General features: G+C 69.4%; 30 protein-coding genes. 9 read left to right on the top strand and 21 right to left on the bottom strand.

Annotated elements, in window-relative coordinates; all coding sequences use genetic code 11:
* Positions 1 to 15: 15 nt before the first annotated feature.
* Both rdgB and rph read right to left on the bottom strand, forming a co-directional pair.
* Positions 16 to 606: an RdgB/HAM1 family non-canonical purine NTP pyrophosphatase gene (gene rdgB / locus E1292_RS09435; protein ID WP_132594113.1), complete on the bottom strand. Its 591-nt coding sequence runs from the start codon at positions 604 to 606 to the stop codon at positions 16 to 18.
* Positions 603 to 1,322, bottom strand: coding sequence for a ribonuclease PH (gene rph, locus E1292_RS09430; protein ID WP_132594210.1), 720 nt, complete (start codon positions 1,320 to 1,322; stop codon positions 603 to 605). Before rph ends, rdgB begins: the two co-directional genes overlap by 4 nt.
* Before the next feature lie 53 nt (positions 1,323 to 1,375).
* Here rph and E1292_RS09425 point away from each other — a divergent pair, with 53 nt between their 5' ends.
* A complete protein-coding gene (locus E1292_RS09425) occupies positions 1,376 to 2,629 on the top strand; it encodes an MFS transporter (protein ID WP_132594111.1) in 1,254 nt (417 codons plus the stop codon).
* Here the strand turns inward: E1292_RS09425 and E1292_RS09420 are convergent.
* The 3 genes from E1292_RS09420 to E1292_RS09410 form a co-directional block, all read right to left on the bottom strand.
* The gene (locus E1292_RS09420; protein WP_132594109.1) at positions 2,614 to 3,366 is read right to left on the bottom strand and encodes an MBL fold metallo-hydrolase; all 753 of its coding nucleotides are present in this window, start codon (positions 3,364 to 3,366) and stop codon (positions 2,614 to 2,616) included. The two genes, E1292_RS09425 and E1292_RS09420, sit on opposite strands and share 16 nt — an antisense overlap.
* A complete protein-coding gene (gene murI, locus E1292_RS09415; protein WP_132594107.1) occupies positions 3,363 to 4,304 on the bottom strand; it encodes a glutamate racemase in 942 nt (313 codons plus the stop codon). Before murI ends, E1292_RS09420 begins: the two co-directional genes overlap by 4 nt.
* 123 nt (positions 4,305 to 4,427) lie before the next feature.
* The gene (locus tag E1292_RS09410; protein ID WP_132594105.1) at positions 4,428 to 5,219 is read right to left on the bottom strand and encodes a thioesterase family protein; all 792 of its coding nucleotides are present in this window, start codon (positions 5,217 to 5,219) and stop codon (positions 4,428 to 4,430) included.
* 277 nt (positions 5,220 to 5,496) lie between these two features.
* Here E1292_RS09410 and E1292_RS09405 point away from each other — a divergent pair, with 277 nt between their 5' ends.
* On the top strand, positions 5,497 to 7,227 hold the full coding sequence (locus E1292_RS09405) for a DUF3352 domain-containing protein (protein WP_246090020.1): 1,731 nt from the start codon (positions 5,497 to 5,499) through the stop codon (positions 7,225 to 7,227).
* A 97-nt stretch (positions 7,228 to 7,324) separates the two neighbouring features.
* Here E1292_RS09405 and E1292_RS09400 read toward each other — a convergent pair whose 3' ends face one another.
* The 5 genes from E1292_RS09400 to clpS form a co-directional block, all read right to left on the bottom strand.
* Entirely contained in the window at positions 7,325 to 8,272 is a 948-nt protein-coding gene (locus E1292_RS09400; RefSeq protein ID WP_132594103.1) for a PLP-dependent cysteine synthase family protein, read from the bottom strand.
* Between the two features lies 1 nt (position 8,273).
* Positions 8,274 to 8,546, bottom strand: a complete 273-nt coding sequence (locus E1292_RS09395) for a MoaD/ThiS family protein (protein WP_132594101.1) — start codon at positions 8,544 to 8,546, stop codon at positions 8,274 to 8,276.
* Positions 8,547 to 8,761: 215 nt separating this feature from the next.
* Complete coding sequence (locus E1292_RS09390) at positions 8,762 to 9,163, bottom strand: M67 family metallopeptidase (RefSeq protein WP_132594099.1); 402 nt, start codon at positions 9,161 to 9,163, stop codon at positions 8,762 to 8,764.
* Between the two features lie 10 nt (positions 9,164 to 9,173).
* Positions 9,174 to 9,698 carry a DUF2017 domain-containing protein gene (locus E1292_RS09385; RefSeq protein ID WP_132594097.1) on the bottom strand — a complete coding sequence of 175 codons (525 nt, stop codon included), beginning with the start codon at positions 9,696 to 9,698 and terminating at the stop codon, positions 9,174 to 9,176.
* Between the two features lie 10 nt (positions 9,699 to 9,708).
* On the bottom strand, positions 9,709 to 10,002 hold the full coding sequence (gene clpS / locus E1292_RS09380) for an ATP-dependent Clp protease adapter ClpS (RefSeq protein WP_132330654.1): 294 nt from the start codon (positions 10,000 to 10,002) through the stop codon (positions 9,709 to 9,711).
* A 46-nt stretch (positions 10,003 to 10,048) separates the two neighbouring features.
* Here clpS and E1292_RS09375 point away from each other — a divergent pair, with 46 nt between their 5' ends.
* Complete coding sequence (locus E1292_RS09375; RefSeq protein WP_181958204.1) at positions 10,049 to 11,332, top strand: nicotinate phosphoribosyltransferase; 1,284 nt, start codon at positions 10,049 to 10,051, stop codon at positions 11,330 to 11,332.
* A 15-nt stretch (positions 11,333 to 11,347) separates the two neighbouring features.
* Positions 11,348 to 11,917 (top strand): nicotinamidase, encoded by a 570-nt coding sequence (locus tag E1292_RS09370; RefSeq protein WP_132594093.1) that lies wholly within the window; start codon positions 11,348 to 11,350, stop codon positions 11,915 to 11,917.
* Here the strand turns inward: E1292_RS09370 and E1292_RS09365 are convergent, their stop codons facing one another.
* The 4 genes from E1292_RS09365 to E1292_RS09350 form a co-directional block, all read right to left on the bottom strand.
* Entirely contained in the window at positions 11,918 to 12,340 is a 423-nt protein-coding gene (locus E1292_RS09365; RefSeq protein WP_132594091.1) for a PIN domain-containing protein, read from the bottom strand.
* The gene (locus E1292_RS09360) at positions 12,340 to 12,573 is read right to left on the bottom strand and encodes a ribbon-helix-helix domain-containing protein (protein WP_165974457.1); all 234 of its coding nucleotides are present in this window, start codon (positions 12,571 to 12,573) and stop codon (positions 12,340 to 12,342) included. Before E1292_RS09360 ends, E1292_RS09365 begins: the two co-directional genes overlap by 1 nt.
* Before the next feature lie 153 nt (positions 12,574 to 12,726).
* Positions 12,727 to 13,098 (bottom strand): STAS domain-containing protein, encoded by a 372-nt coding sequence (locus tag E1292_RS09355; protein WP_132594087.1) that lies wholly within the window; start codon positions 13,096 to 13,098, stop codon positions 12,727 to 12,729.
* Positions 13,099 to 13,283: 185 nt separating this feature from the next.
* Entirely contained in the window at positions 13,284 to 13,508 is a 225-nt protein-coding gene (locus tag E1292_RS09350; protein ID WP_132594085.1) for a hypothetical protein, read from the bottom strand.
* Between the two features lie 388 nt (positions 13,509 to 13,896).
* Between E1292_RS09350 and E1292_RS09345 the strand changes: the two genes are divergently transcribed.
* The 3 genes from E1292_RS09345 (at position 13,897) to E1292_RS09335 (ending at position 16,683) form a co-directional block, all read left to right on the top strand.
* Complete coding sequence (locus tag E1292_RS09345) at positions 13,897 to 14,994, top strand: helix-turn-helix domain-containing protein (RefSeq protein ID WP_132594083.1); 1,098 nt, start codon at positions 13,897 to 13,899, stop codon at positions 14,992 to 14,994.
* Entirely contained in the window at positions 14,984 to 16,129 is a 1,146-nt protein-coding gene (locus E1292_RS09340; protein WP_132594081.1) for a hypothetical protein, read from the top strand. Before E1292_RS09345 ends, E1292_RS09340 begins: the two co-directional genes overlap by 11 nt.
* A 92-nt stretch (positions 16,130 to 16,221) precedes the next feature.
* Positions 16,222 to 16,683 (top strand): GNAT family N-acetyltransferase, encoded by a 462-nt coding sequence (locus E1292_RS09335; RefSeq protein ID WP_132594079.1) that lies wholly within the window; start codon positions 16,222 to 16,224, stop codon positions 16,681 to 16,683.
* 101 nt (positions 16,684 to 16,784) lie between these two features.
* Here the strand turns inward: E1292_RS09335 and E1292_RS09330 are convergent, their stop codons facing one another.
* The 6 genes from E1292_RS09330 to E1292_RS09305 form a co-directional block, all read right to left on the bottom strand.
* Positions 16,785 to 18,536, bottom strand: coding sequence for a DEAD/DEAH box helicase (locus tag E1292_RS09330; RefSeq protein WP_132594077.1), 1,752 nt, complete (start codon positions 18,534 to 18,536; stop codon positions 16,785 to 16,787).
* A gap of 134 nt (positions 18,537 to 18,670) precedes the next feature.
* Positions 18,671 to 19,924 carry a hypothetical protein gene (locus E1292_RS09325; RefSeq protein WP_132594075.1) on the bottom strand — a complete coding sequence of 418 codons (1,254 nt, stop codon included), beginning with the start codon at positions 19,922 to 19,924 and terminating at the stop codon, positions 18,671 to 18,673.
* Positions 19,925 to 20,007: 83 nt separating this feature from the next.
* Positions 20,008 to 21,393: an MFS transporter gene (locus tag E1292_RS09320; protein ID WP_132594073.1), complete on the bottom strand. Its 1,386-nt coding sequence runs from the start codon at positions 21,391 to 21,393 to the stop codon at positions 20,008 to 20,010.
* Between the two features lie 13 nt (positions 21,394 to 21,406).
* Positions 21,407 to 22,294, bottom strand: coding sequence for a zinc metalloprotease (locus E1292_RS09315; protein WP_132594071.1), 888 nt, complete (start codon positions 22,292 to 22,294; stop codon positions 21,407 to 21,409).
* A gap of 76 nt (positions 22,295 to 22,370) precedes the next feature.
* Positions 22,371 to 22,631: a DUF3039 domain-containing protein gene (locus E1292_RS09310; protein WP_132331901.1), complete on the bottom strand. Its 261-nt coding sequence runs from the start codon at positions 22,629 to 22,631 to the stop codon at positions 22,371 to 22,373.
* Positions 22,632 to 22,766: 135 nt separating this feature from the next.
* Complete coding sequence (locus tag E1292_RS09305) at positions 22,767 to 24,374, bottom strand: MFS transporter (RefSeq protein ID WP_132594069.1); 1,608 nt, start codon at positions 24,372 to 24,374, stop codon at positions 22,767 to 22,769.
* A gap of 157 nt (positions 24,375 to 24,531) precedes the next feature.
* On the opposite strand from E1292_RS09305, the gene E1292_RS09300 reads away from it, so the two are divergent.
* Positions 24,532 to 25,140, top strand: a complete 609-nt coding sequence (locus tag E1292_RS09300; RefSeq protein WP_165974456.1) for a TetR/AcrR family transcriptional regulator — start codon at positions 24,532 to 24,534, stop codon at positions 25,138 to 25,140.
* Between the two features lie 22 nt (positions 25,141 to 25,162).
* Here the strand turns inward: E1292_RS09300 and E1292_RS09295 are convergent, their stop codons facing one another.
* Positions 25,163 to 25,741 carry a YqgE/AlgH family protein gene (locus E1292_RS09295; protein ID WP_132594065.1) on the bottom strand — a complete coding sequence of 193 codons (579 nt, stop codon included), beginning with the start codon at positions 25,739 to 25,741 and terminating at the stop codon, positions 25,163 to 25,165.
* A 112-nt stretch (positions 25,742 to 25,853) separates the two neighbouring features.
* On the opposite strand from E1292_RS09295, the gene E1292_RS09290 reads away from it, so the two are divergent.
* Positions 25,854 to 26,360, top strand: coding sequence for a hypothetical protein (locus E1292_RS09290; RefSeq protein WP_132594063.1), 507 nt, complete (start codon positions 25,854 to 25,856; stop codon positions 26,358 to 26,360).
* Positions 26,361 to 26,503: the final 143 nt, after the last annotated feature.

Below are 26,503 nucleotides of genomic sequence, written 5' to 3'. Positions count from 1 at the left end.
GTTCTTACACGGTGGTTACGAGCCGAGCAGCTCGCGCACGATCGGGGTCAGCGCGCGGAAGGCCCGCCCCCGGTGGCTGATCGCGTCCTTCTCGTCGGGCGACATCTCGGCGGTCGTTCGGTCGTCGCCGTCGGGCACCAGGATCGGGTCGTAGCCGAACCCGTTGACGCCGCGCGGCGTGGTGACGAGCCGCCCCGGCAGGACGCCCTCGACCACCCGCGACTCCCCCGACGGCAGCGCCAGCGCGGCGGCGCAGGCGAAGTGGGCGGTCAGCCGGTCGGCGGGCACGTCGGACAGCTGGGCCAGCAGCAGGGAGAGGTTGGCCTGATCGTCGCCGTGCCGGCCCGACCAGCGGGCGGAGAAGACGCCCGGCATGCCGTTGAGCACGTCGACGCAGAGCCCCGAGTCGTCGGCGACCGCGGGCAGCCCGGAGCCCTGGGCGACGGCATGCGCCTTGAGCAGGGCATTTTCCTCGAACGTGACGCCGGTCTCGGCGACCTCGCCGATCTCGGGGAACGCCTCCAGCCCGACGACCTCGAAACCGGCCAGGATGCGGCGCAGCTCCGCGATCTTGCCCGCGTTGCGGGTGGCCAGCACGATCCTCATGACTCCAGAGCCTCCTGCTGGATGAGCGTGAGCTCCTCGCACCCCGCCACGGCCAGGTCGAGCAGCTGGTCGAGCGCCGCGCGGTCGAACGGCGCACCCTCGGCCGTGCCCTGCACCTCGACGAAGCTGCCCTCGCCGGTCATCACCACGTTCATGTCGGTCTCGGCGGCGACGTCTTCGGTGTAGCAGAGGTCGAGCATCGGCACCGAGCCGACCACGCCGACGGAGACGGCCGCGACGGAGCCGATCAGCGGGTCTCCGGGGCACATCCTGCGCCCGCGCATCCACGCCACCGCGTCGGCCAGCGCGACGTAGGCGCCGGTGATGGCGGCGGTGCGGGTGCCGCCGTCGGCCTGCAGCACGTCACAGTCGAGCACAATGGAGTTTTCCCCCAACGCTTTGTAATCGACGCAAGCGCGTAGGGAACGGCCGATCAACCGCGATATCTCGTGGGTCCTGCCACCGATTTTTCCCCGAACCGATTCACGATCGTTACGAGTATTGGTCGCACGGGGCAACATGGCATATTCAGCCGTAACCCACCCCTGCCCGCTGCCGCGCCGCCACCGGGGCACGCTGTCCTGGACGGAGGCCGCGCACAACACCCTGGTGCCGCCGAATTCGACAAGCACGGATCCTTCGGCATGGGTGAGCCATTGCCTGGTGATGGTTATGGGACGTAGCTGGTCAGGGGTGCGGCCATCCTGTCGCGACATGCAGATCACCCTATCTCCGCGACACGACGCTCTTGACCAAATGTGTCCGACACATGGATCCTTACGCAATGACAACGGGGGTGTTGCGAAACCCTGACTTCCTACGGTTCCTCGGTTCTCACGTCGCCAACGAACTCGGCGCGAATATCTCGCGGGTGGCGCTACCGCTGGTGGCTGTGCTGGCATTACACGCCGGCCCCACGGAGGTCGGCCTGCTGTCGGCGTTGCAGACAACGGCGTTCCTGCTGATCGGCCTGCCCGCGGGGGTGTGGGTCGACCGGATGCGCAGGCGCCGCGTGCTCATGGCCTCCGATCTGGCCAGGTTCCTGCTGCTGGGCAGCATCCCTGTCGCGGCCGAGCTGGGGATCCTGACGATCGGGATGATGTTCCTGGTGGCGCTGCTGGTCGGCGCGGCTCAGGTCTTCAACGACGTGGCCGACCGGACGTACCTGCCTGACCTGATCAGCACCGGGCAGCTCAGCGACGCCAACTCCAAGCTGGAGGTCGTGCGCTCCAGCGGATCGTTGTCGGGCCCGGCCATCGGCGGCGCGCTCGTGCAAGTGCTGGGGGCGTCGCGCACGCTGGCCGCCACCGCGCTCGGCGCGCTCGCCTCGGTGCTCCTCCTGAGCCGGATCAAGGCGCCGGACAAGCCGCCCGCGGCCACCGAGCCCACGCCGCTGATGCGCGGCATCCGCGAGGGGCTCGCGTACGTCTGGGACGACCAGCTGATGCGCACGTTCGTGATCACGTCGGCGGCCATGAACCTCTTCGTGAGCGCGGTCCTCGGCCAGTCGGTGTTGTTCCTGGCCGACGTGGTCATGCTCACGCCCGGCCTCATCGGCGTGCTGCTCATGTCGGGCGGCATCGGCGGCCTGCTGGGCGGCCTCAGCGGCGGCTGGCTGTCCAGGAAGTACGGCACCGCGCGGATGACCTGGCTGGCCGTCACCATCGGCTCGCCCTTCGGCCTGCTGTTACCGATGACGCAGCCCGACTGGCGGGCGGTGTTCTTCGCGATCACCTCGATCGGCCTGTCGTGGAGCTCGGTCCTGCTGAACGTCGGCCAGGTCACCTACCGGCAGACCGTGACCCCCGAGCACGTCCTCGGCCGGGTCAACGCGTCGGTGCGGTTCATGACCTGGGGCATGATGCCGCTGGGCGCGCTGCTCGGCGGCCTCGTGGCCCAGCAGATCGGCGTGCGGCAGGCCCTGTGGGTGTTCATGGGGGGCAGGCTGCTGGCGTTCCTGCCGTTGCTGTTCTCGCCGCTGCCGCGCATGCGCGACTTCGGCGAGATTCAGGCCAGGTCGTAGACGGCGCCGCTGCGGGCCAGCTCGAACGGGCCGCCGTAGCCGCCTTCCGAGGCCTCCCTCAGCACGGTCGCCTGGTCGTTCCACGGGACGAGGTGGGTGAGCACGAGCCGGCCGACATCGGCCTTGGCGGCGTGCTCGGCCGCCTGGCGGCCGGTCAGGTGCAGGCCGGGCGGCAGACCTGGGCGCTCGACGAACGACGCCTCGCACAGCAGCAGGTCGGCACCCGCGGCCAGCTTCACCAGCTCGTTCGACTCGCCGGTGTCGCCGGAGTAGGCCACGGACCTGCCGCCGCCGGTCACCCGGAAGCCGTACGCCTCGACCGGGTGGTTGACCAGGCCGGCGGTCAGGGTGAACGGCCCGATCTCGAACGAGCCCGGCTCCAGCGGCACGAAGTCGAAGGCGGTCTCCAGGCCGGGCTCGTCCGGCATGCCGTACGCGGCCGCCAGCCGGCGCGGCGCGTCCGCGGGCGCGTAGATCGGCACGATCGGGTACGGCGCGGCCGGCCCGTACGTGCGGACCACGTGGTAGCCGCAGACGTCGAGACAGTGGTCGGCGTGCAGATGGGTCAGGCAGATGGCGTCCACGTCATACAGGCCGATGTGGCGCTGGAGCGCGCCGAGCGAGCCGCTGCCGAAGTCGAGCAGCATCCTGAACCCGTCCGCCTCGATCAGGTAGCAGGACGCGGGGCTGTCGGGGCCGGGGTAGCTTCCCGAGCAGCCGACGATGGTCACCTTCATGTGGGCTCCTTCCCAGTACGACGCTCCGCGCCGCGGCTCGGCCCCTCGATCCCGGCGCCTTCCCCCGGCACGCCGGCGGCTGCGCTCCCGCCGCTCCGAAGTCCGGGAACGGGTGCGGCCGAGTGGCCGTTCGAGGTGATACCCCCCAGAGGTGCGACTTCGACCGCGTCGATCTCCGGCCCCAGGAAGCGCTGCCCGAGCCGGGCGAAGAGCAGGGAGTCGCCGGTGGCGCGGAAGCGGTGCCGGGGGGTGGCCTCGCCTCCCGCCGCCAGGCCGCGGTCGTGCAGGATCCGGTAGACGTCCTTGGCCGTCTCCTCGGCGCTGGAGACCAGCGTCACCCCGTCGCCGGCGACGTAGGAGATCGCGCCGGTGAGCAGCGGGTAGTGGGTGCAGCCGAGAATGAGGGTGTCGCACCCGGCGGCCCTGATGGGCTCCAGGTAGTCGCGCACGACCTCGATGAGCTCGTCGCTCATCGTCTCCCCTCGTTCGACGTACTCCACCAGGCGTGGGGCGGCCACGCCGGTGAGCTGCACGTCGGGCGCCGCGGTGAAGGCGTCGTGATAGGCCATCGAGTCGATGGTGGCCCGCGTCGCGATCACGCCGACCCTGCCGGTGCGGGTGGCGCGCACCGCCCTCCTGGCAGCCGGCTGGATCACCTCGACGACCGGTACGTCATAACGCTCGCGGGCGTCGCGCAGCACGGCGGCGCTGGCGCTGTTGCACGCGATCACGAGCATCTTGACGTCGTGCTCGACGAGGTGGTCCATGACCTCCAGGGCGTAGGCGCGGACCTCCGCGATGCTCTTCGGCCCGTACGGCTGGCGGGCCGTGTCGGCCACGTACGTGATCGACTCGCAGGGCAGCTGGTCGATGATCGCGCGGGCGACCGTCAGGCCGCCGACTCCGCTGTCGAAGATCCCAATACTCGCGTCCGGCACGCCTTCGAGGGTAGGCGACCTGCCCCATCAACACTGCGTAAGAATGCTCACAGTCGCCCGCCGCGCTCGCTCGGATGGGAAACATGGGCCCGATGTGGTGATGCCTTGGCCACCACCACACGTTCATCCTCTGCCGACGCGGGCCAGCTGGCGCGACTGGGCCACGAGCCGGCCGGTCGAGTCGCGCACCTCCGCCTCCTCGTCGAACCAGCCGTCGGAGACGAGCCGGCCCCCGCAGAGCACGGTGAGCCAGCCGGGCGCGGGCAGGGCGCGCAGGTGCAGGGTGAGGTCCACGGTCGGCGCCCAGCCGCGCGCGCCCGCGGAGAACACCACGGGCGGCAGCGCGTCCACGGCCAGGGCCAGCACGTACGGGTCGGGGTCCTGCGGCTCGGCCATCCTGAAGTAGGCCCGCGACTCGGGCCTGCCGCTGGGCTCGCCCTTCAGCCAGCCGATCGTGGGCGGGTCGAAGAGCACCTCCATCTGGGCGTTCAGCATCATGCCCGACTCGGGCTTGGGGTCGGGGAGCGCGACGCAGTCGTCGATGCCCGGCATGGAGCAGGCCGGTTCGCCGGCGTAGACGGGCTCGGCCCCGTGCAGGGTGGCCGTCGTGATCGAGCTCGCGATCTGCGCGACGCCGTCCTGCACGAGCGTGGCCCTGGCGAACGCGGCCGTCCGGCCCGCTCTGAGCGGCTCGATCCTGACCTGGGCGGGGCCGGGGACCGGCGCCTTCAGGAACTGCGCGCTCGTGGTCACGGGATGGTCGAACGGCGAGGCCTCCACGGCCGCACGCATGATCACGGCCAGCAGGTAGCCGCCGTTGAGCGGGCCGCCGATCCCGTATCCGGGGTCGAGGCACACGTCGTAGGTGTTGTCGTCGACCCTGATCGCCTGCGTCGCCTCGTCGAACTTCGTCATCCGCACCCACCTCGTATGGAACTTAGTTCTAGTGCTTCCACACTCTAGCGGCGCGGCGGGGAGGCGTACCGGTGCGAAATGGGCTGAACCGGGTGTGAACTCGTACTTCAGCGCATTGCAAGCGGCGGTCTACCAACATCAGCTACCTTCACTGTGGCCATAAGTCCACATTGTGAGTTGAGTGATGTCTGTGAATAATCCCCCATCTGGTCAAGATCCTGACCGGACCACGGCATACAACTGGAACCAGGGCCAGCAGCCGGTGAACCCCCCGACGATGCCGATGTCGTCGGGCGAGCCGTACCCGCCGCAGCAGCCTTACGGCCAGCAGGCCCAGGGGGGCTATGGCCAGCAGCAGCCCCAGCAGGGATGGCAGCAGCAGCAGGCGTACGGACAGCAGCCCTCCTACGGGCAGCAACCGCAGCAGCCTCAGCAGCAGTGGCAGCAGGGCGGCTGGCAACAGCAGCAGCCCCAGCAAGGGTGGCAGCAGGAGCAGGGCTGGCAGCAGCAGAACGAGCACGCGCAGGGCGGCTGGCAGCAGCAGGGCCCCGAAGGCTTCGGCCCCGCCGAGCCGGCCAAGAAGGGCCCCAAGGGTTGGATCATCGCCGTCGCCGCCGCGCTCGCGGTGGTGCTGCTCGGCGGCGGCGCCGTGTGGGCCGTGGGCGCCATCGGCGGTGGCGGCACCCAGCCGCACGAGGTGCTGCCGGCCAACAGCATCGCCTACGCCAGGCTCGACCTCGACCCGGCGGCCAACCAGAAGGTGGCGCTGTTCCAGCTGGCCAGGAAGTTCACCGTCACCAAGGACACCTTCTCCGGCGAGGACCCGCGCAAGGCGCTGTTCGACACGATCACCAAGGACGACGACTCCAAGGTCGACTTCGCCAAGGACGTCGACCCGTGGCTGGGCAGCAGGATCGGCTTCGCCGCCGTCCCCTCCGGCAAGGAGGAGCCCGACTTCGCGGTGGCCGTCCAGATCACGGACGAGGAGCAGGCGAAGGCCGGCATCGCGAAGCTGATGGAGGGCGACAAGTACGGCATCGCCTTCCGCGAGGACTACGCGCTCCTCACGCCCACGCAGGAACTCGCCGACAAGTACGCGCAGGCCGAAGGCAGCCTGGGCGACAACACCGACTTCGACGACGACATGGCCACCGTCGGCGAGCAGGGCGTGCTGTCGTTCTGGACCCACATCGGCGGCATCGCGCAGGCGGCCAAGAAGGAGCTGACCGCCGAGCAGGCCGCGACCCTCGACCAGATCAAGGACACCAGGTTCGCCGGCGCGCTCCGCTTCGACAGCGCCTACGTCGAGCTCGCCGGCATCGTCAGCGGCGCCAAGGGCATGGCGCCCGAGGGCGAGCTGCCCCCGGCCAACCTGGGCAGCCTGCCGGCGACCACGGCCGGCGCCCTGTCGGTCTCCGGCCTCGACCAGGTCGTCACCAAGAACTGGGCCAACATCGAGAAGCAGGCCACGGCCACCGGCGCCACCGAGGTCCAGCAGATGCTCGCCCAGGTCAAGACCCGCTTCGGGCTGGAGCTGCCGGGCGACCTCGCGACGCTCTTCGGCAAGAACTTCACGTTCGCGGTCGACGGCGAGGGCCTGGACAGCAACCAGTTCAAGGGCGGCGTACGCATCGCCACCGACCCGGCCAAGGCCCAGGCGATCCTCGACAAGATCCAGCAGGCGATGACGGCCGGCGGGCAGGGCGCCCCGCAGCTCGCCAAGGTCGCCGGCGACGGCGTCTTCACCGTGGCGACGACGGACGACTACGCCAAGAAGCTGGCCGAGACGGGCACGCTGGGCGACTCGGAGACGTTCCAGACGGCGATCGCCGACCCGGACGAGGCCAACGCGGCGCTCTTCGTCGACCTCGACAAGATCGAGAACCTGTACCTCAACTCCATGCAGGGCGACGACAAGGCCAACGCGCAGGTGCTGAGGGCCGTCGGCATGAGCACGTCGATCACCGACAGCTCGGCGACGTTCTCGCTGCGGGTGCTGTTCAACTAGGCGCCCGGACGAGGTAGCCATACGCGGGACGAGGGCGGCCGGTCAGCGAACCGGCCGCCCTCCTGCTGCCCTCGTTCTCCTGGCCGTGCCCTCGCGGTCAGGCCCAGAGCTGGCCTTCGAGGCGGTCCTCCGCCTCCTCCAGCGTGCCTTCGTACGCGCCCGTGGACAGGTATTTCCAGCCGCCGTCGGCCACCACGAAGACGATGTCAGCGCGTTCGCCCGCCTTGACCGCCTTGCCGGCAACGCCCAGCGCCGCGTGCAGCGCCGCCCCGGTCGAGACCCCGGCGAATATGCCCTCGGAGGCCAGCAGCTCGCGGGTGCGCCGCAGCGCGTCGGCCGAACCGACCGAGAAGCGCGTGGTCAGCACGGACTCGTCGTAGAGCTCGGGGATGAAGCCCTCGTCAACGTTGCGCAGCCCGTAGACCAGCTCGCCGTAACGCGGCTCGGCGGCGACGATCTGCACGTCGGGCACGCGCTCGCGCAGGAACCGCCCGACCCCCATCAGCGTGCCCGTCGTGCCGAGCCCGGCCACGAAGTGCGTGACGGTGGGCAGGTCGTCCAGGATCTCCGGGCCCGTGGACTCGTAGTGGGAGCGCCAGTTGGCGGGGTTGCCGTACTGGTAGAGCATCACCCACGACGGGTTTTTCGCGGCCAGCTCCTTGGCCACGCGCACGGCCTCGTTGGAGCCGCCGGCGGCGGGTGAGGAGATGATCTCGGCTCCCCACATGCGCAGCAGCTGGCGGCGCTCCTCCGAGGTGTTCTCCGGCATCACGCAGATCAGGTGGTAGCCCTTGAGCTTGGCCGACATGGCCAGCGAGATGCCGGTGTTGCCGCTGGTGGGCTCGAGAATCGTGCAGCCGGGCGTGAGCCGCCCGTCCTTCTCGGCCTCCTGGATCATCCAGAGCGCCGGACGGTCCTTGATCGACCCGGTCGGGTTGCGGTCCTCGAGCTTGGCCCAGATCCGCACGTCGGCGGCGGGCGACAACCTCGGCAGCCCCACCAGAGGTGTGCGGCCGACCGAGTCGATCAATGAGTCGAAACGCATGTCATCCACCGGCGACGGCGGGAAGCACGGTCACCGTGTCGCCGTCGGACAGCGGCGTGCCCAGGCCGCCCAGGAAACGCACGTCCTCGTCGTTGAGGTAGACGTTGACGAAGCGGCGCAGGCTGCCCTGGTCGACCAGGCGGTCCTTGATGCCGGGGTGGCGCGACTCGAGATTGCTGATCAGCTCGTCGAGCGTGGCGCCCTCGGCGTCGACGGCCTTGGCGCCGTCGGTGTAATTGCGCAGGATGGTCGGAATGCGAACCTCGATGGCCATCGCGGTCAGTCTCCTCAGTCAGTCGTCGTCCCATCGGCAGCAACGCCGACGGCAGGGTGCGGATTCCGGGGAAGTTCCACCAGGAGATCCGCTCGCCGGACCGCCGTGCCCGTCAGGGCCGTGACGGCAGCCCGCGCAGCGGATCGCTCACGGACAGTCGTAGACGACGACAGCCGGGGTGTGCGCGAAGAGGAAGCTCTGCACCTGCCGGACCATCATGGGATGAACCTTACCTCTTCCTCGGTGATGACACCTTCGAGGATGCGGTAGGAGCGGAACTCCACCTCGGTGTCGTCCTTGGTGGAGACCAGGACGTAGTGGGCGTTCGGCTCGGAGGCGTAGGACACGTCGGTGCGCGACGGGTAGGCCTCGGTGGCGGTGTGGGAGTGGTAGATCACGACGGGCTCCTCGTCGCGCTCGTCCATCTCCTTCCAGACCCTGAACTGCTCCATCGAGTCGAAGCGGTAGAAGGTCGGCGAACGCTCGGCGTTCTCCATCGGGATGAACCGCTCGGGCACGCCGCCCCGGCCCGCGATGACGCCACACGCCTCGTCGGGGTGATCGGCGCGGGCATGCGCGACGATCTTGTCCGCGAGTTCCTGCGAGATCGACAGCATGCCCCGGAAGTTACCAGAGGGCCCGGACCAGGCTGTCCTGCAGGTAGGTCAGCCAGTCGTAGGTGACGTAGGCCGGGTAGCGGGGATCGTCTTCCGACATCATCGCGATCTCGTCGTGAACCTCCTCGGTCACGTCGAGCTTGATGCCGAGCGTCAGGCGCACGTCGTTGAGCGAGCGCAGCCACGCCTGGGCCTGCTCGGCCGTGAGCTCGGCGTGACCCGACGCGGCGGTGTCGAAGACGGTCTGCGCGTCGGCCCGCTTGCCGTCGCGCAGCGTCGCCTCGGTGTAGCGGCGGAACTCGGCGGAGTCCTTCTCGTCCTCGTACGCCGACGGGAACAACCTGGCCAGCACCGGATCGGACGGCACCGCCGTGTCACCGATCCCGAGCGCCCGCTCCAGCGGATCGTCGCTCGTCTGCCCCGGAGAGACGATGCCGAGCATCATCGACACGAGCGAGCGCAGCAGCGAGACCTCCGCGGCCTCGAAGACCGCGATGACGCCGCCGTTCTTGCCCGGCTTGAACCCCGAACTCACCCGTGCCGCCTCACTTGACCGAATCCGGCTGGACCGTCGCCCACAGGCCGTAGGAGTGGAGAATCTGCACATCGCGTTCCATCTCTTCACGCGTGCCACTGGACACGACGGCCTTGCCCTTGTGGTGGACGTCCAGCATGAGTTTCTCGGCCTTCTCCCTGGTATAGCCGAAGACCGTTTGGAAGACATAGGTCACGTAGGACATGAGGTTGACCGGGTCGTTCCAGACGATGGTCACCCAAGGCAGATCGGGTCGGACGTCCGATGACGGACGCTCAACGGCGATTGGAGCGGTGCTACCCACATCCCCGAGTCTGCCCTATCTGGGCCGTAGTCTTCGACTCGTGACAATGTCCATGAGCACTGCGTTGCTCACAGATCACTATGAGCTGACGATGCTGCAGGCGGCCCTGCGGAGCGGCGCGGCGCACAGGCGCGCCGTCTTCGAGGTGTTCGCCAGACACCTGCCAGGTGGGCGGCGTTACGGGGTTGTCGCCGGGACGGGACGTGTCCTGGACGAGCTTGAACGCTTCCGCTTCGGTGACGAAGAACTCACCTACCTGCGCGAGCGCCGGGTCGTCGATGAGTCCACTCTGGCGTTTCTCGCCGATTACCGGTTCTCGGGGAACATCTACGGCTATCGCGAGGGCGAACTCTACTTCCCCGCCTCCCCCATCATGATCGTGGAGGGCACCTTCGCCGAGGCCGTGCTCCTGGAGACGATCGCGCTGTCCATCCTCAACCACGACTGCGCCATCGCCTCCGCCGCGTCCCGCATGGTCAACGCCGCGGGCAAGCGCCCCCTCATCGAGATGGGCTCGCGCCGCACGCACGAAAGCGCCGCGGTGGCCTCCGCGCGGGCCGCGTACATCGCCGGGTTCGCCTCGACCTCCAACCTGATGGCCGGACGCGTGTACGGGGTCCCCACGGCCGGCACGGCGGCGCACGCGTTCACCCTGCTGCACGACTCGGAGCGCGACGCGTTCGAGGCCCAGATCGCCTCGCTCGGGCCGGAGACGACGCTGCTGGTCGACACGTACGACGTGGCCGAGGCGGTGCGCACGGCCGTCGACCTGGCCGGGCCCAAGCTCGGTGCGGTCCGCATCGACTCCGGCGACCTGGCGGCGGCCGCGCAGGAGGTGCGCGAGCAACTGGACGCGCTCGGGGCGTTCAACACCCGCATCCTCGTCACCTCCGACCTCGACGAGTACGCCATCGCCGCCCTCGCCGCCGCCCCGGTGGACGGCTACGGCGTCGGCACCTCCCTCGTGACCGGGTCGGGAGTGCCCACGGCGGCGCTGGTGTACAAGCTGGTGGCGCGGGAGACGGCCACCGGCAAGCTGGAGGCCGTGGCCAAACGCTCGGTGGGCAAGCCGTCGCGCGGGGGCCGCAAGGAGGCGTACCGGCTCCTCGACGAGACGGGCCACTGCGACACCGAGCTGATCACGACCGGCGGACTCGCCCCAGAAGGCGGCATCCCCCTGCTGCACGAGCTGGTACGCGACGGCGAGGTCGTCGGCGGGGAGCCCCTGTCGGCAGCCCGCGAACGCCACGCCAAGGCCGTCACCACACTCCCCCTGGACGCCCTCCACCTCGGCAGAGGCTATGCGGCGATCCCCACCGAATTCGCCTGACGTATCGTGGCGCATATGGGCAGCGCGCTGATCATCGTCGACGTGCAGAATGACTTCTGCGAGGGCGGCAGCCTGGCCGTCACCGGCGGCTCGCAGGTGGCGGGGGCGATCACCCGTCACGTGGCCGACCACCCCTACGACCACGTGGTGGCCACCCGCGACCACCACATCTCGCCCGGCGAGCACTTCTCCGACACCCCCGACTACGCCTCCACCTGGCCCGCCCACTGCGTCGCCGGCACGCCCGGCGCCGACTTCCACCGGGCCCTCGACCTGTCGGAAGTGGACGAGGTGTTCAGCAAGGGCGCCTACGACGCGGCGTACAGCGGGTTCGAGGGCGCCTCGCGCGACGGGGTGCCGCTGCTGGAGTGGCTCGAGGAACGCGGGGTGCGCCAGGTCGACGTGGCGGGCATCGCCACCGACCACTGCGTGCGCGCCACCGCACTCGACGCGCTCGGACATGGGCTGGAGGTGCGGGTGCTGCTCGACCTCACGGCCGGCGTGGCACCGGCGACCACGGAGGCGGCGCTGGCGGAGATGAAGGCCGCCGGCGCCGCCCTGCGCGGGACGCCCGTGCTGGGCTGATCAGTTGGCGTCGGCGGGGAGCACCGTGAAGGCGTCGCCCCAGAGCGGCTTCATCGCCCGGAAGTGCCGCTGATCGAGCGTCAGCACCCTGGTCGTCTGATAGCGCGCGGCCAGCAGCGCGACGGACGCGTCCGTCAGCCCCACCGCCATGTCGCCGTAGCGGTTGACCAGGTCCGCAGCCCGCTCGACGTCGTGTCGCGTCATGGGGATGAGGTCATAGGTCCCCCTCCCGACTTCCCGCAGGTAGTCGAGCTCGGCGTGCAGACCGACCTTGTTGAGGAGCATGTAGTCCAGCTCTCCGAGGACGAACGGCGACAGCACGATGCTCCCCCTCTCGTTCTCGAGCACCTTCTTGGCGGCCAGATGCTCCTTAGCGGCCTTGTCGATGGCGGCGAGTGCACCACTCGTGTCGAGGATGAGCATCAGTCGAGCCCATCCCTTCCGAACCCTTGCGCCAGGATGTCATCGACGCTTCCGGCAAAGCTCGGGTCGCCGCTGTCGAACAGCGGGAGTCGGGGACGGGGTCGTTCGCCGACGACCTCCTCGGCGAGGGCGCGTGTGACCGCTTCGCGGATGTAGTCCCCTTCGGACATCTCGTGCGCGCGGGCCGCCTCGGCGACCCGGCTCAGGACGTCCTCGGGCAGGTACAGGCTCACTTCAGGCACCTTTCCACGGTAACCCGGCGCCCCTGCGGCACCGGCGATCACGAAGGGTACTCACGCGGTGACGCCACGGTCATGTGAAGGTCAACGCCTGCCGGGAGCGATCTCATACGGGGAGTAAGAGATCTTCACCCGGGCGACAGATTCTCAGTCCCGGGTCAGCCGCAGGGCGTCGTCGGTGTGGTCGAAGACCTCGAAGGCGTGCCGGAGCCCGGTGATCGACAGCACCCGCTCCATCACCCCCTGCACCCCTCCGAGCAGCAGCCGGGTGTCCCTGGCCTCGCAGCGCTGCAGGACCTCGACGAGCTCGTTCATGCCCATCGAGTCGCAGAACCAGACCGCGCTCAGATCCATGACCAGGAACGGTTTCGGGGGCAGCTCCCACACGCGCTGCAGGTGCTCTCTCAGCACCGGCAGCCCGTTGACGTCGAGCTCGCCTTCGAGTCTGATGATGACGGCGTTTCGAGAGAGGCCGGAAGTGACGATCAGCGTCGACCTACCGGTGGCCTCAGACGACATGGGCGAAGTCCTTCTGCATATGCCAAGACAGCAATCGTGGTTGTTGCCGCTTGAGTCGAGCTTCTAACAGAAGGTCACTGCTCTGTGTCCAAACACACAGAGTCACTCAGCGTGATCGCGCCCGCGGCGGCGCGGTCGGCACGCGCGCAGCGCAGGGGCGCGGTGCGCCGCGCGCGGTGACGGCCTCAGATCGCTCCGAAGGTGATGAGGTAGGCGAGGGCGAGGACGGAGAGGACCACGAGCAGGGCGCTCGTACCGCTGATCACCATGACCAGGCGCGTACGCTTGATCAGCCCGCGGATCGCGGCCAGCGTCAGCGTGATCATGGTCGCCAGCATGAAGAGGGACATGGTCCGGGTGTCGGATGACATGGGCGTGGCCACCGAGAGGTGGAGGGCTAGTGTCGTCATGAAGGTTTCCCTGGTGCGGAGACGCGCTCTGACAAGAAATCCGGGATCGCGGGCACCCTTCGCTGTCGCCTCAGGGGTGCCTGCGCTCGTTTTCCGCGTGGGATGCCGCTCTTGGCCTGGTGCGGCTCACGGGACTCGGGCCGCGATACCACCTCCACCTTTATTCAGTAAACTTCAGCTTTCATTCACTGAATCTCTACACGCAGAGATTTACCCACTCTCAACCCGCACATTCACTCCCGCCAGCCACGGACCTGTGGCTAGACTGGTGCTCCTTGTGCGATCCGTTCGCGCACGCAGCCTGATCGTGGCGCCCTAGCTGCGACTTCTTCACCAACTTCGCCGCCGGGGCCTATATTCACTGAAGTTCACTTGAATGAGGCTTGGCATGAGCGGCGACGAATCCGCGCGGACCGCGCTGGCGCGCCGGCTGCGCGAGCTCCGCGACAGCCGATGGCCCGGCCTGCGGGTCACCCAGGCGCAGTTGCGCGACGCGTTCGGGGTCAGCGTCCCGCTGATCTCGTCGTGGGAGTCGACCCACCTGATCAAGATCCCGCCCCTGCACCGCCTCGAGAAGTACGCCGCGTTCTTCGCCACCCGGCGATCGCTGGCCAACGGGCACGCCCGCGTGCTGCCGCTGTCGGACATGACGGCCGACGAGCTGGCGGAGCACCGCGCACTGCTCGACGAGCTCACCCGGCTGCGCAAGAACGCGCTGCGCTTCCAGGGCGCCGAGAGCTCCGACCCGGCGCCGGACGCCCTTCATGAGGGGCCGTGGCACTTCCCCGACGGCGAGCCGATCACGATCATCTGCTCGCAGATCCCCCAAGACGAGCGGGAGAAGATCACCTACGCGGACCCGTCGAGCCCCGACTACATCGAGCTCTACAAATACTCCGACCTTGACTCCCTGTTCGAGCTGTGGGGCCATGTCAGAGCCTCCAACCCGCACAGCCTCGTGACGCTGCGCGCGACGGAGGACCTTCGCGCCGACGACCTCACCACCCACGTGGTGCTCCTGGGCGGCGTCGACTACAACGAGGTCACCGCGTACATGCTCTCGCGGATCGAGCTCCCGGTGCGGCAGGTGCCCGACTGGGAGGGCGAGAGGGGGCCGTACTTCGAGGTCGACGAGGGCGGCGACACGCACAGGCACTACACCGTCACCAGCGGCTCAGGCGACGACCTACGGCTCACCGAGGACGTCGGCTTCTTCTACCGTGGCGTCAATCCGGACAACACCAGCCACACCTTGACCATCTGCAACGGCATGCACTCGCGAGGCGTGTACGGCGTTGTGCGGGCGCTCACGGACGCACGCTTCCGCGACCGGAACACCGCCTATCTGCGTGACCGGTTCCGCGAGGCCGAGGCGTACAGCATCCTCACGAGGGTCAGGGTGCAGGGCCGCGTCGCCGTCACACCTGACTGGACGGTCGCCTCGTACCGGCTACACGAATGGCCGGGTCCCGTCCATGGAACATGAGACAGCACAGGTCGGCACGGAACACCATCACGGCTCCCACAGGCACCTGGTCGACCTGTACCGCGAGCACCCGGAGTCCGGGACCGTCGACGCGATCGTCGTACCGACGATCCGGCATCCGAGCTGGCTCGGCCACGCGATCCGCCTGGCCGTCGCACTGGACTGCCCGCTGGTGACCCTGCACAGCCGCAGGTGGAGCCGGCCGGACGAAGCGGCGGCGCTCCTGCTGCCGACCGGCGTGGCCTACGTCGTGATCGACGTCGACGACCCGGCCCGGCTCAACCTGCCGGACTTCGCGACCTCCGTCCTGGTGAAGGGCACGCCGTTCCACCGCGCGACCGATCTCAGCGCCAAGCGCAACACCGGGCTGCTCCTCTCCCGCCTGATGGGCTGGCAGCGTGTCGTCTTCCTGGACGACGACATCGTGGTCGGAGGGCACAAGGAGGTCGCGGCGGCGGCGGCGCTGCTCGACGGCTATGACGCCGTGGGCATGCACATCGGCGGTTATCCGGACAACTCTGTGGTGTGCCACGCGCATCGGCTGACCGGCGGCGATCAGGACTCGTTCGTGGGCGGCGGCGCCCTCGCCGTCGAGACCACCCGCAGGCCGTCGTTCTTCCCGAACATCTACAACGAGGACTGGTTCTACCTGCTGGGCGAGACGTCGCTGCGCCGGCTCGCGGTGACGGGCATGGTGACCCAGCGCGCGTACAACCCGTTCGACCGGCCCGTCCGCGCCCGTGACCAGGAGCTCGGCGACGTGCTGGCGGAGGGCGTCTACTGGCTCCTCGACGGCGACGGGGCGAGCTGGGAGGCCGCGACCCGGCCGGCGCACTGGACCGGTTTCCTGGCCAGGCGCAGGGCGTTCATCGAGGACGTGCTGCGCCGCGTCAGGCTGCGGCCCGGCTCCACCGACCGCACCGCCATGGAGGAGTCACTGCTCGCCGCGCTCGGCCGGCTCAAGCTGATCACCCCGGATTTCTGCGTCTCCTACCTGCGGGCCTGGAAGGCGGACCGCCATCGCTGGGCCGGCCACCTGGCCGGGATCCCGCAGCTCGAATCAGGCGTGGCGGACGCCATGAAATGGGTGGTCAAACCGGGAGCCAAGCCGTTGCGCTGGTGGGCATCCCGGTAAACGCCTGTTGATTCAGCGGAGCGGCATCCGGGAATCTGTGGTCCGTGGGGGCCCCTGAAATTCGCAAAGCCATCCATACCGACCTCCCTGCCATGGTCCGGTCCCTCGGCCAGGAGGCCTATTTCGCCGACCGGCTGGGCAAGCAGGACACCGGCCACGGACTCCTGCTCGTCGCCTGGGACGGGCAGGAGCCCGTGGGCGACGTGTACGTCTGGCTGGCCCCCGCGGAGGAGCCCGAGTTACGCGCCCATCTACCGGGCGTGGCCCTGCTCACCCACCTGGAGGTCGTGCCCTGGCGGCGCAAGCAGGGCATCGGCACCGAGCTGTTGTGGGCGGCCGAGGACCGGCTCTCCGCCCTGGGCCACGAACGGGTCGCCCTGGGCGTCGGGCTGGAGAACGAGGACGCGCAGCGGCTCTACCTGCGCCGCGGATACACCGAATGGCCGTACGGGCAGGTCGCCACGACAGAGGTCGTCTACCACCCGGACGGCCGGCACGAGCTCCGGCCCGAGCGCTGCCGCATCATGGTCAGGCGCCTCGCCCCCGTCAGCTGAGCCGCCCGCCAGAGGGGAACGACCGTCGGGTGGAGGCGGCGTCGCCACCACAACGGGAGGTCATCTCATCGATCGAGCGACGAGCCGGCCGGCCGGTGCGCCTAGCGCCGCTGGGTGGCCCAGCGGCGGATGGTGGCGATGCGCTCCTGGATCTGCTCGGCGGTCGCCTGGGCGATCGGCGGGCCGCCGCAGGCGCGGCGCAGTTCGGAGTGGATGACCCCGTGCGGCTGGCCCGTGCGGTGGTTCCACGCGCCGACCAGGCCGTTGAGCTCGCGCCGCAGCTCGGCGATCTGCTCGTGCGGCGCCAGGGTCTGCCGCGGCTCGTCGGCGGTCTGCTTGCGCCTGGCGGCCTGCTGGTCGGACTGGCGCTTGCGCAGGAGCGTGGCCACCTGGTCGGGCTCGAGCAGGCCGGGCAGGCCGATGAAGTCTTCCTCCTCGGCCGAGCCGAGCTCGGCCCCCGTGCCGAACTCACCCCCGTCGAACAGCACCCGGTCGAACATGGCCGACGTCTGCATCGTCTCGAACGGCAGCTCGTCGCCCAGGACGTCGGGGCTGTCCTTCTCGCGGTTGGCCTGTTCGAGGAGGGTGTCGTCGAGGCCGTCCTCCGGCGGCCGCTTGTTGAGGACGTGGTCGCGCTCGGCCTCCATCTCGTTGGCCAGGCCCATGAGCGTGGGGACCGACGGGAGGAAGACGGACGCCGTCTCGCCGCGCTTGCGGGCGCGGACGAACCGGCCCACGGCCTGGGCGAAGAAGAGCGGGGTCGAGGTCGAGGTGGCGTAGACGCCCACGCACAGGCGGGGGATGTCGACGCCCTCGGACACCATGCGCACGGCCACCAGCCAGCGGTCCTCGGACGCGGCGAACTGCTTGATCTTCTTCGACGCGCCGGGGTCGTCGGAGAGGACCACGGTGGCGCCCTCGCCGCTGATGTTGCGCAGGTGGCGGGCGTAGGCGCGGGCGGTCTCGTGATCGGTGGCGATGACCAGACCGCCGGCGTCGGGCACGCCCCTGCGCACCTCGGTGAGACGGCGGTCGGCGGCCTGCATGACCTGGCGGATCCAGTCGCCCTTCGGGTCGAGCGCGGCCCGCCACGCCTGGGAGAGCTGGTCCTTGGTGAGCGGGGTGCCCAGGGTCGCGGCGATCTCGTCGCCGGCCCGCGTGCGCCACTTCATCTCGCCGGAGTAGGCCAGGAAGATGACCGGCCGCACGACCCCGTCGTCGAGGGCGGGGCCGTAGCCGTAGGAGTAGTCGGCGACGCTGCGTTTGAAGCCCTCAGCGTCCTCCTCGTAGGCGACGAACGGGATGGGGTTGTCGTCGGACCTGAACGGGGTGCCGGTGAGCTGGAGCCGCCGTGTGGCGGGCTCGAACGCCTCGCGCACGCCGTCACCCCACGACTTGGCGTCGCCCGCGTGGTGGATCTCGTCGAAGATCACCAGGGTCTTGCGCGCCTCGGTGCGCGCCCGGTGCAGCGCCGGGTGCATGGCGACCTGCGCGTAGGTCACCGCGACCCCGGTGTAGTCGCGCGACGTGGCGCCCTGGCTGTTCTTGAACTCGGGGTCGATGTTGATGCCCACCCGCCCGGCCGCGTCGGCCCACTGGCGCTTGAGGTGCTCGGTGGGCGTCACGACGGTGACGGCTCTGATCACCCCGTTGGCGAGCAGTTCGCTGGCGATGCGCAGGGCGTAGGTCGTCTTGCCCGCGCCCGGGGTCGCCACGGTGAGGAAGTCGCGCGGCTCGCGCCTGAAGTAGAGGTCGAACGCCTCCTGCTGCCACGCGCGCAGCTTGGGGGCGGTGCCCCATGCGGCTCGGTCGGGATAGGAAGGCGAAAGGTGGGACGCGGCGAAGGTGCTCACCGCATCACCTCTGGGGTTGGTGTGCTTCGCTTTCTCACAGTGACCCTAGAGTAATCGGGCCCACCGACAAGACGTGCCGTGAGCCGATGATTCTGGCCAAGGTGATCCTCACGTGTTAGAGGGGCGACGGGTTCTCATCCCGGCCGGAGACTCGTCATGACCGTGTCGAGTTCCTGCCTGCGATCGGTGTCGGCGGGCTGCAGCAGCCCGACGAGCAGGACGGCCCTGGCGCCGCGAGTGAGCAGCATCACTCGCAGGAAAGCCGGCCGGTTGACCACGTCCCGATATTCCGCCCGGAGTGCCCGGGTGTGGCCACCCGGAAGCCGCTTGTCCTCGACGACGGTCACGCGGTCCCCTTTGAGCAGGAGCCTGGAGTAGAGCTCCGCCGCCTCCTTGGCGGCCTTTCCCACGTCCTTCACCTGCGGCATCGGCCTGGCCATCACGAGTGCTCCGGCGTCGTTTCTGATGACCGAGGTGAACCCGGTCACGGGCGGCACCGGCCCTTCCCGCCACCCCTGCGGCAGCGCCACCGACACCCCCGCCAGGGAGTCGCTCAGCCGGCCCGTCTCCGCCGGCGGCGCGGTGAACCGCAGCACCACGACGGCCACCACCACGATCAATCCCGCCCCGGCCGGCAGCGCCACCAGCACGCCCGCCCACCGGCGCCACCTCCTGCCTCCCACCCGCCCGCGCGCTCCCGGGTCGGCCGGGGAGCCGTAGAGGCGGGCCGACGGGGGCAGGGACTCGCCATCCGGCGACGGACCGCTCCCACGGCCACGGCCGCCGAGCCCGTCGTCCTGGCCGTTGTAGGGGGCCCGGCGGATCCGCGGGTTCCACGGCCCCTCCTCGTCCTCCGGGTCAGGGCCGAGGTCCAGCGGATGGGACCGTTCCCGCCGTCCCCGCGACGGCCCGTCATCACGCCCTGGGAAGTCTCCCCAGCCCGTCTCGTGCGGGACCTCGGAAACGGACCCCCAGCCGATCCCGCGTCCGGTCTCGGAAACGGACTCCCAGCCCGTCTCGTGTCCGGTCTCGGAAGCAGACCCCCAGCCCGTCTCCTGTCCAGGCTCGGAAGCGGACCCCCAGCCCGTCTCCCGAACAGGCTCGGAGACCGACCCCCGGTTACTCTCCGGCGCGGGGTCCGCGGGCTCACGGGCGCGTTCCTTGTCGACGTTGGTGTCCCTGACGCTCGCGAAGGGGTTCCTGCCCCGCCGCGGCCTCCCGTCGGGGTGCGCGCCCCACACGGGCTTGCTGTCCTCGGGGAAGCTGCGGTCCTCAGGAGAGGTGCGGTCAGGAGGGGCGCCGTCCTCAGGAGGAGTACGGTCCTCAGGAGGGGTACGGCGATGCCGGGCACCCGTCTGCGGGGGCCAGACACGGTGATCACCCTCCATGACACCTCCTTGTCCCGCTGTCCTATCACTCCTCGCGACGAGGATCAGGCGATCCGTTGCCGGTGTGACAGGTGAGGCGGAATTCAGCGGGTGCGGCCGGCGAGCACGGTGCCGCTCAGCGCGATGGCGGCCATGAGGATCGAGATGACGACGAACCCGGTGGCGATCTCGGTGGAGGAGTGCCCGATCACGTTGACCAGCGCGCCACCGACGCCGACCGAGAGCGCCGAGCCCAGCATGTCCGTCACCGACAGCGACGCCGAGTTGGCCCCTTGCTCGTTGACCGGCGACTGCTTCAGCGCCGTGATGCTGACCGTGGTCATGCCGAACCCCATCCCGAAGCCGGCGATGATCCAGGCTGGCACGGCGATCCATCCGCTCATCCCGGGCAGGACGGCCAGCAGGCAGAGCAGGATCGCGACGGCGATGCACGCCGTGCCCAGCCGGATCCGTAGGTGCGCCTGCCCTTCCTTCCTGCTCTGCAGGTAGGAGCCAGTGGACCAGCCCAGCGCCCCCGTGGTCAGCGCGATGCCCGCGCTCGACAGGTCGAAGCCCTTCACCTCCTGCAACGCCAGCGGGATGAAGGAGTTGACGCCGAAGAAGGAGGCCGAGAAGAAGCCGCGCATCATCACGGTGGTGGGCAGTCCACGCCCGAACCGCAGCGCCCGGGGAGGCAGCAGCCGGAACAGCCCGTACGCCAGGGACGCCAGCCCGGCCGCCGTCTCCAGGGCTCCCGTGACGGGATGCAGGTGCAGCCGGTCGACGCCGTGCAGCAGCACCCCCGCACCGGCGGCCGCGGCGGTGGCGGCCAGCGTCATGGCCACCGGCCTCGACCTCGGCCCGCGGGACGGCGCCTCGCCCGGCGAGGACGGCTGCCGCAGCGCCGGGACGAGCATCACCAGCGCGGGCACCACCAGCGGGATGATCCCGTAGAAGACGAAGCGCCAGCCCCAGTTCTCCGCCACGAATCCGGCCACGGCCGGGCCCACCATGGCGGGCACCACCCAGGCCGCGGAGAGGGCGGCGAACGCCTTGGGCCGCGACTCCACGGGATAGACCCGGGCGATCATCACGTACAGCGCCACGATGGTGACTCCCGCCCCCAGCCCCTGCACGACCCGCGCCACGAGGAACATCGTCGCCGACGACGACGCCCCGGCCAGCGCCATCCCGATGACGAACAGCACCACTCCCGTCACGAACGGGAGGGGGTAGCCGCGCCGGTCCGACCAGAGGCCGGCCACCACGTTGGCGAACAGGCTGGCGATCAGGAAGGCCGAGAAGCTGATGCCGTACAGGTCGAGCGCGTCGAGTTCGTCGGCGATGGCAGGCATGGCGACGCCGACCGACATGCCCTCGAAAGCGACCAACGTGACCACGAGGAGGATGCCGAGGGTCGCGGTGCGGTAGCGCGGGCCGAAGATCCGCGGCGGCTGGTAGGGAGTGTCGAGTGCCTTTGGTGCTGTCACCAGGACATCGTAGTCAGCGTCGGATCGCGCCCGGCGCCGCCTGCCGGTATGCCGCCCACATCTCGTGCATCCGCTTGGCCTGGCCCTGAGTGAACTCCGACATGCAGCGGTCGTGGGCGTAGTCCATGAAGTTGTGCACGGGGTCGAGGCCCGCCTTCGCGCAGGAGTCGGCGCGCTCGGGACAGCCCTTGGTCGGCTTGGCCTGGGCGGGGGTGTCGTCGATGCCGTCGCCGGGCTCCTTGCAGCCGTTCTCGAAGGTGTGGAACAGCCCGAGCCAGTGGCCGATCTCGTGGACGCCGGTGAAGCCGCGGTTGTAGTTGGTCATCGCGCCCCCGGGCAGGCCGCGCCAGTCGATGACCACGCCGTCGAGCACGGGTGCGTCGGTGTACCAGTAGGGGTAGCTGGCGAAGCCCAGCATGTGCTCGCTGAGCTGGGCGATGTAGAGGTTGAGCGTGCCGGGACCGCCCTGGTGCAGCGCGCTCTTCATGGCGCGCTCGTTACCGACCGGGTCGCCGAACCAGGCGGCGTTCTCCCTGACCGTGATGGCGTCGAGCCGGAACTGCACGCCGGTGTCCACGCCGCCGAAGCGGCCGGCGTACGCGGAGTTGAGCACGTCGATCTGCGCTTCGACCGCCTGGTCGGAGACCTGGCGGTCAGGCCGCGTGATGACGTGCACCACGGTGGGCACTGTGAACTGGGTCGGCGGCGTGACGCCGGCCAGGCGGCGGGCGAGCTCGGACCGGACCTTGGCCACGTCTCCCGGCTGGGGCGAGCGCGGCCAGGGCTCCTCCGGCGCATGGCGGCCGCAACCGGCCGCGTGGGCGGCGCCGGCCCCCAGCGGCGGGGCGAACCAGACCGCCAGCAGGCATGCCAACGAGGCGGCCGTCGCACGCCGAGCCATAAAACCTCCACTACGGAATGAACCGATATGGCTACAGACCGTAGCTGTTTTACGGAGGATTACCGCTCAGCAACACTCACTGCTTGTCGTCGCCCTCGCCGCCACCGGAGGGAAGGCCCTCGTAGATCTCTTTGCACTCCGGGCAAACCGGGTATTTCTTGGGGTCACGGCTGGGCACCCAGATTTTGCCGCACAGGGCGCGGATGGGCGTGCCCGTCACCATGCTCTCGGTGATCTTGTGTTTGTCCGCGTAGTGGGCGAAGCGCTCGTGATCGCCGTCGCCGTGCGAGGTCCGCGGCGTGGTCTCCTGCTCTGGGAGGATCTTCGTGCTGCTCACCCCACAGAGTTTATGCCCGCTCACGACCGCGTCCTCCACCCAGCGGTACGGCCCCCGCCGCGAAGGCGAGGGCCGCCGGCGCGGGCGGCGGGCAGGTCAGCCCACCCGGTCAGCCCACATGGTCAGCCCAACCGGTCAGCCCACATGGACCTGCACGCCCTCGGCCTTGCGCCCGGCCTTGACGAACAGCGTCAGCAGGGCGGTCAGCACGGCGATGCCGGTGCTCACCAGGAAGGCGAGGTGCATGCCGTCCATGAAGGAGTGGTGCACGGCGTCGACGATCGGCTGCGGCACCCCGGGAGGGGCCGCGCCGAAGGCGGCCGCCTTCTCCAGCCCGGTCATCTGCGCGGGCGGGATCGCCTGCGCAGCGGGACCGAGGTAGCCGGGCAGCGTGCCGGAGATCTCGGCGGCCATCACGGCGCCCAGGATCGCGGTGCCCAGCGCGCCGCCGACCTGCATGGCCGACTGCTGGACGCCGCCCGCGACACCGCTCAGCTCGAGCGGCGCGTTGCCCACGATGATCTCCGTGGCGCCCACGAAGACCGGCGACATGCCGAAGGCCAGCAGCACGAACGGGATGGCGCTCGCGAGGAACGACGCGTCGATGCTGAGCTGGGACATGAGGAACATGGCGAACGCGGTGATCAGCAGGCCGGCCGCCATCGTGATCTTCGGACCGAGCCTGCCGATCGCCATGCCCGCCAGCGGTGAGGCGACGATCATGCCGGCGCTCATCGGCAACATGCGCAGGCCGGCCTCCAGCGGGGTCAGACCGTGCACACCCTGGAAGAAGAAGCCCAGGAAGAACATCGCGCCGAACATCGCGAACGCCACCATCATCATCAGCACGGTGCCGATGGAGATCGAGACGTTCCTGAACAGCGACAGCGGGACCAGCGGCTGCCTGCCGATCTTCTGCGCCCTGTTCTGCCAGAAGATGAACGCGGCGATCAGCACCGCGAACGCGCCCAGGAAGGTCAGCGTCGTGCTGTCGCCCCAGCCCCAGTCGGGGGCCTTGATGATCGTCCACACCAGCGAGAACATCGCGCCCGACAGCAGCAGCACGCCGAGCCAGTCGATCCGCGCCATCGTCTGCGCGCGGTTGTCCTTGATCAGGAAGACGCCCATGACGAGGGCGATGATCCCGACCGGCGCGTTGATGAAGAAGACCGACTCCCAGCTCACGTTCTCGACCAGCACACCGCCCACGATCGGCCCTGCGGCGCTGGACAGGCCGATGATGCCGCCCCAGGCTCCCATCGCCTGGTTGAGCTTCTCCCCCGGGAACGCTCCACGCAGCAGCGCCAGGGCGGCGGGCTGGAGCAGCGCGCCGAAAAGGCCCTGCAGCACCCGCAGACCGATGAGCGCGCCGACGGGCGAGAGGCCGGGAATGATGTCGGCCAGTTCGGCGCTGAGACCGATGCCCACGGACGTGATCGCGAAGCCGGCGACACCGATGAGAAAGACGCGCTTGTGCCCGAACAGGTCGCCGAGCTTGCCCGCGGTGATCAGGAACACCGCCAGCGCCAGCAGATAGCCGCTGGTCACCCACTGCAGGTCCGACAGCGAAGCCTTCAGGTCGGCCTGGATGACCGGGTTGGCGATGCCCACCACCGTGCCGTCGAGCATCACCATGATGACGCCCAGGCTGACCGCCAGCAGCACCAGCCACGGATTGCCGCCGGCCCCCGTCCGGGCCGGGCCGGGCGACGACGGCGCGTGGACCGCCTTCGCGTTAGCCATGACACCCCCTTGAATGACAAACAGCCCCACGTAGGGACATAGATATCGCAAGCCTCAGCAATCTATGTCAGCTGGTGACTTCTGACAACCGACTTTCAGATGGCGGAGTATGACTTGTGGCACACTATGACAGAAAGGTTTCGAGGGAGTGACCGCTGTGAGTCTGCGTGAACGCAAGAAGGAGAGGACGCGCCTGGCGATCCTCGACGCGGCGCTCGACCTGTTTCTCGAACAAGGATACGAGTCGACCACCGTCGAGCAGATCGCGGGGGCCGTCGAGATCTCCCCCCGCACCTTCTTCCGCTACTTCACCAGCAAGGACCACCTGGTGCTGTGGTTCCACGACCACGGCGAGCAGCTCATGGTGGAGACCCTGCGCCTTCGCCCGCAGGGCGAGCCGCCGTTCACGGCGCTCATGCACGCGGTGCGAGCGGTGCTGAGCGACATGGAAGGCTCAACGGAGGACGAGCACCAGAGGTTCCTCAAACTCCGCCGGATCCTCGACGAGAATCCGCAGCTGATCGGCCAGTCGGTGGCCAGGGGCGCCGGCACCGAGCGCCGCCTCGCAGAGCTGGTCGCCGCCCACAGGGGTGTCGACGCCGACACCGACCAGCTCTCCCATCTGATCGTCGCGTTCGCGATGTCGGCGATGCGCGTCGGCTTCGAGTGCCCGCGCCGCGACGGCTCGGTGCCGGAGATCACCGGCCGCATGGCGGAGACGATCGAGCTGGCCGAGCGCTCGCTGCGGCCGGGGTGGGACCTCTGAGGCGCGAGCTCCGGCTGCGGGCTCAGTTCATCGTCGGATCGTCCGGGCAGGTCGCCACGAAGGCCAGCTCGCCGTGCTGGCGCCGCAGCACGTGCCGCCAGAGCGAGCCCGGATCGGCGTAGAAGGTGTCGCCGACCTCCGAGTCGACGACATACCAGGCACCTTCGGCGATCTCGCTCTCCAGCTGGCCCGACGTCCACCCCGCGTACCCCGCGAAGATGCGCATCTGCGCGATCTCCCCCTGCAGGATCTCGGGCGGCGCGTCCAGATCGACCGTGCCCAGCCGGGAGACGGCGGGGGTGCCGGCGTGCAGCCTGCGCCAGCCGAGCGGCTCCTCGCCGCTCGGGACCGCCGCCAGCGCGAGCGCGCTGTCGGTCTGCACGGGCCCGCCCTCGAAGAGCACCGGAGGCCCCGTCACCAGCGGATCCCACACGGGCAGCACCTGCGTCACCGAGATGTCGCTCGGCCTGTTGAGCACCACGCCCAGAGTGCCCCCGTCGTGGTCGTGTTCGAGGATCAGCACGACGCTACGCCGGAAGTTGGGGTCGTCGAGGAGCGGCGTCGCCACCAACAACCCGCCGACGTAGATCGCTTCCGCCATACATCCATCATGGCGTGTATCCGGGGGCGTGCGCTCCCCTCGTGAGTCGATGTTACTTTTCGTGGCTACTTGGGCACCTTACGTAGCAAAGATCACACTCCGGGGGGAGCGCATGCGTATCGGTACTCGTGTCGTCCTGGCCACGCTGCCCATGACCGTGGCACTGCTCCTCCCGGCCACCGCCTGGGCCTGGCCGCGGCTGGATCCGGGAGACCCGTTCACGATGACGGTCGACGACGTGGCATGCCGCTCCGGCCGGGCGACCGTCACGCTCCGCAACGTGACCCGCCAGCTCGCACGGTACGACCTGCGGGCCGACGGCAGGACCGTGGCGAGCGGCTCGATCCCGGCGCGCAAGACGGTCGTCAAGCACGTCCGGGTAGGGAAGGGCAGCCGCGCCGAGATCGAGGCGTACTCGGTCGCGGAGCACCACCCCGACACGCTGATCGACTCGACCGACATCGAGAACGACTGCCCCTGGGGCCACCACCTCGACCGCCTCCCCTTCACAGGTCCACCCGTGGACCTCATGGCCAAGCTGGCCACGGCGGGCGGACTGGTGATCATGGGAGGCGTTCTGTGGTGGTACGGCTCGATCTGGCCGCGCTCGGCCCCGTGAACCCGGACGGCCCCCGCTAGATCGCTGATGTGAAATTCGGTGATCGGCTGCGGGCGTGACGAAGGGCGTCCATGGTCGGTGTGTGAAGACTGACTTGGACGCCCTTCTGACCGCACTCTATGTGCATCTGGACGATCACGTGA

The sequence above is a fragment of the Nonomuraea deserti genome (assembly GCF_004348685.1).
GTDB classification, from domain to species: Bacteria; Actinomycetota; Actinomycetes; order Streptosporangiales; family Streptosporangiaceae; genus Nonomuraea; species Nonomuraea deserti.
The sequence above is the reverse complement of the archived record's forward strand: the minus strand, read 5'-3'. Positions and strand labels throughout refer to the sequence as shown.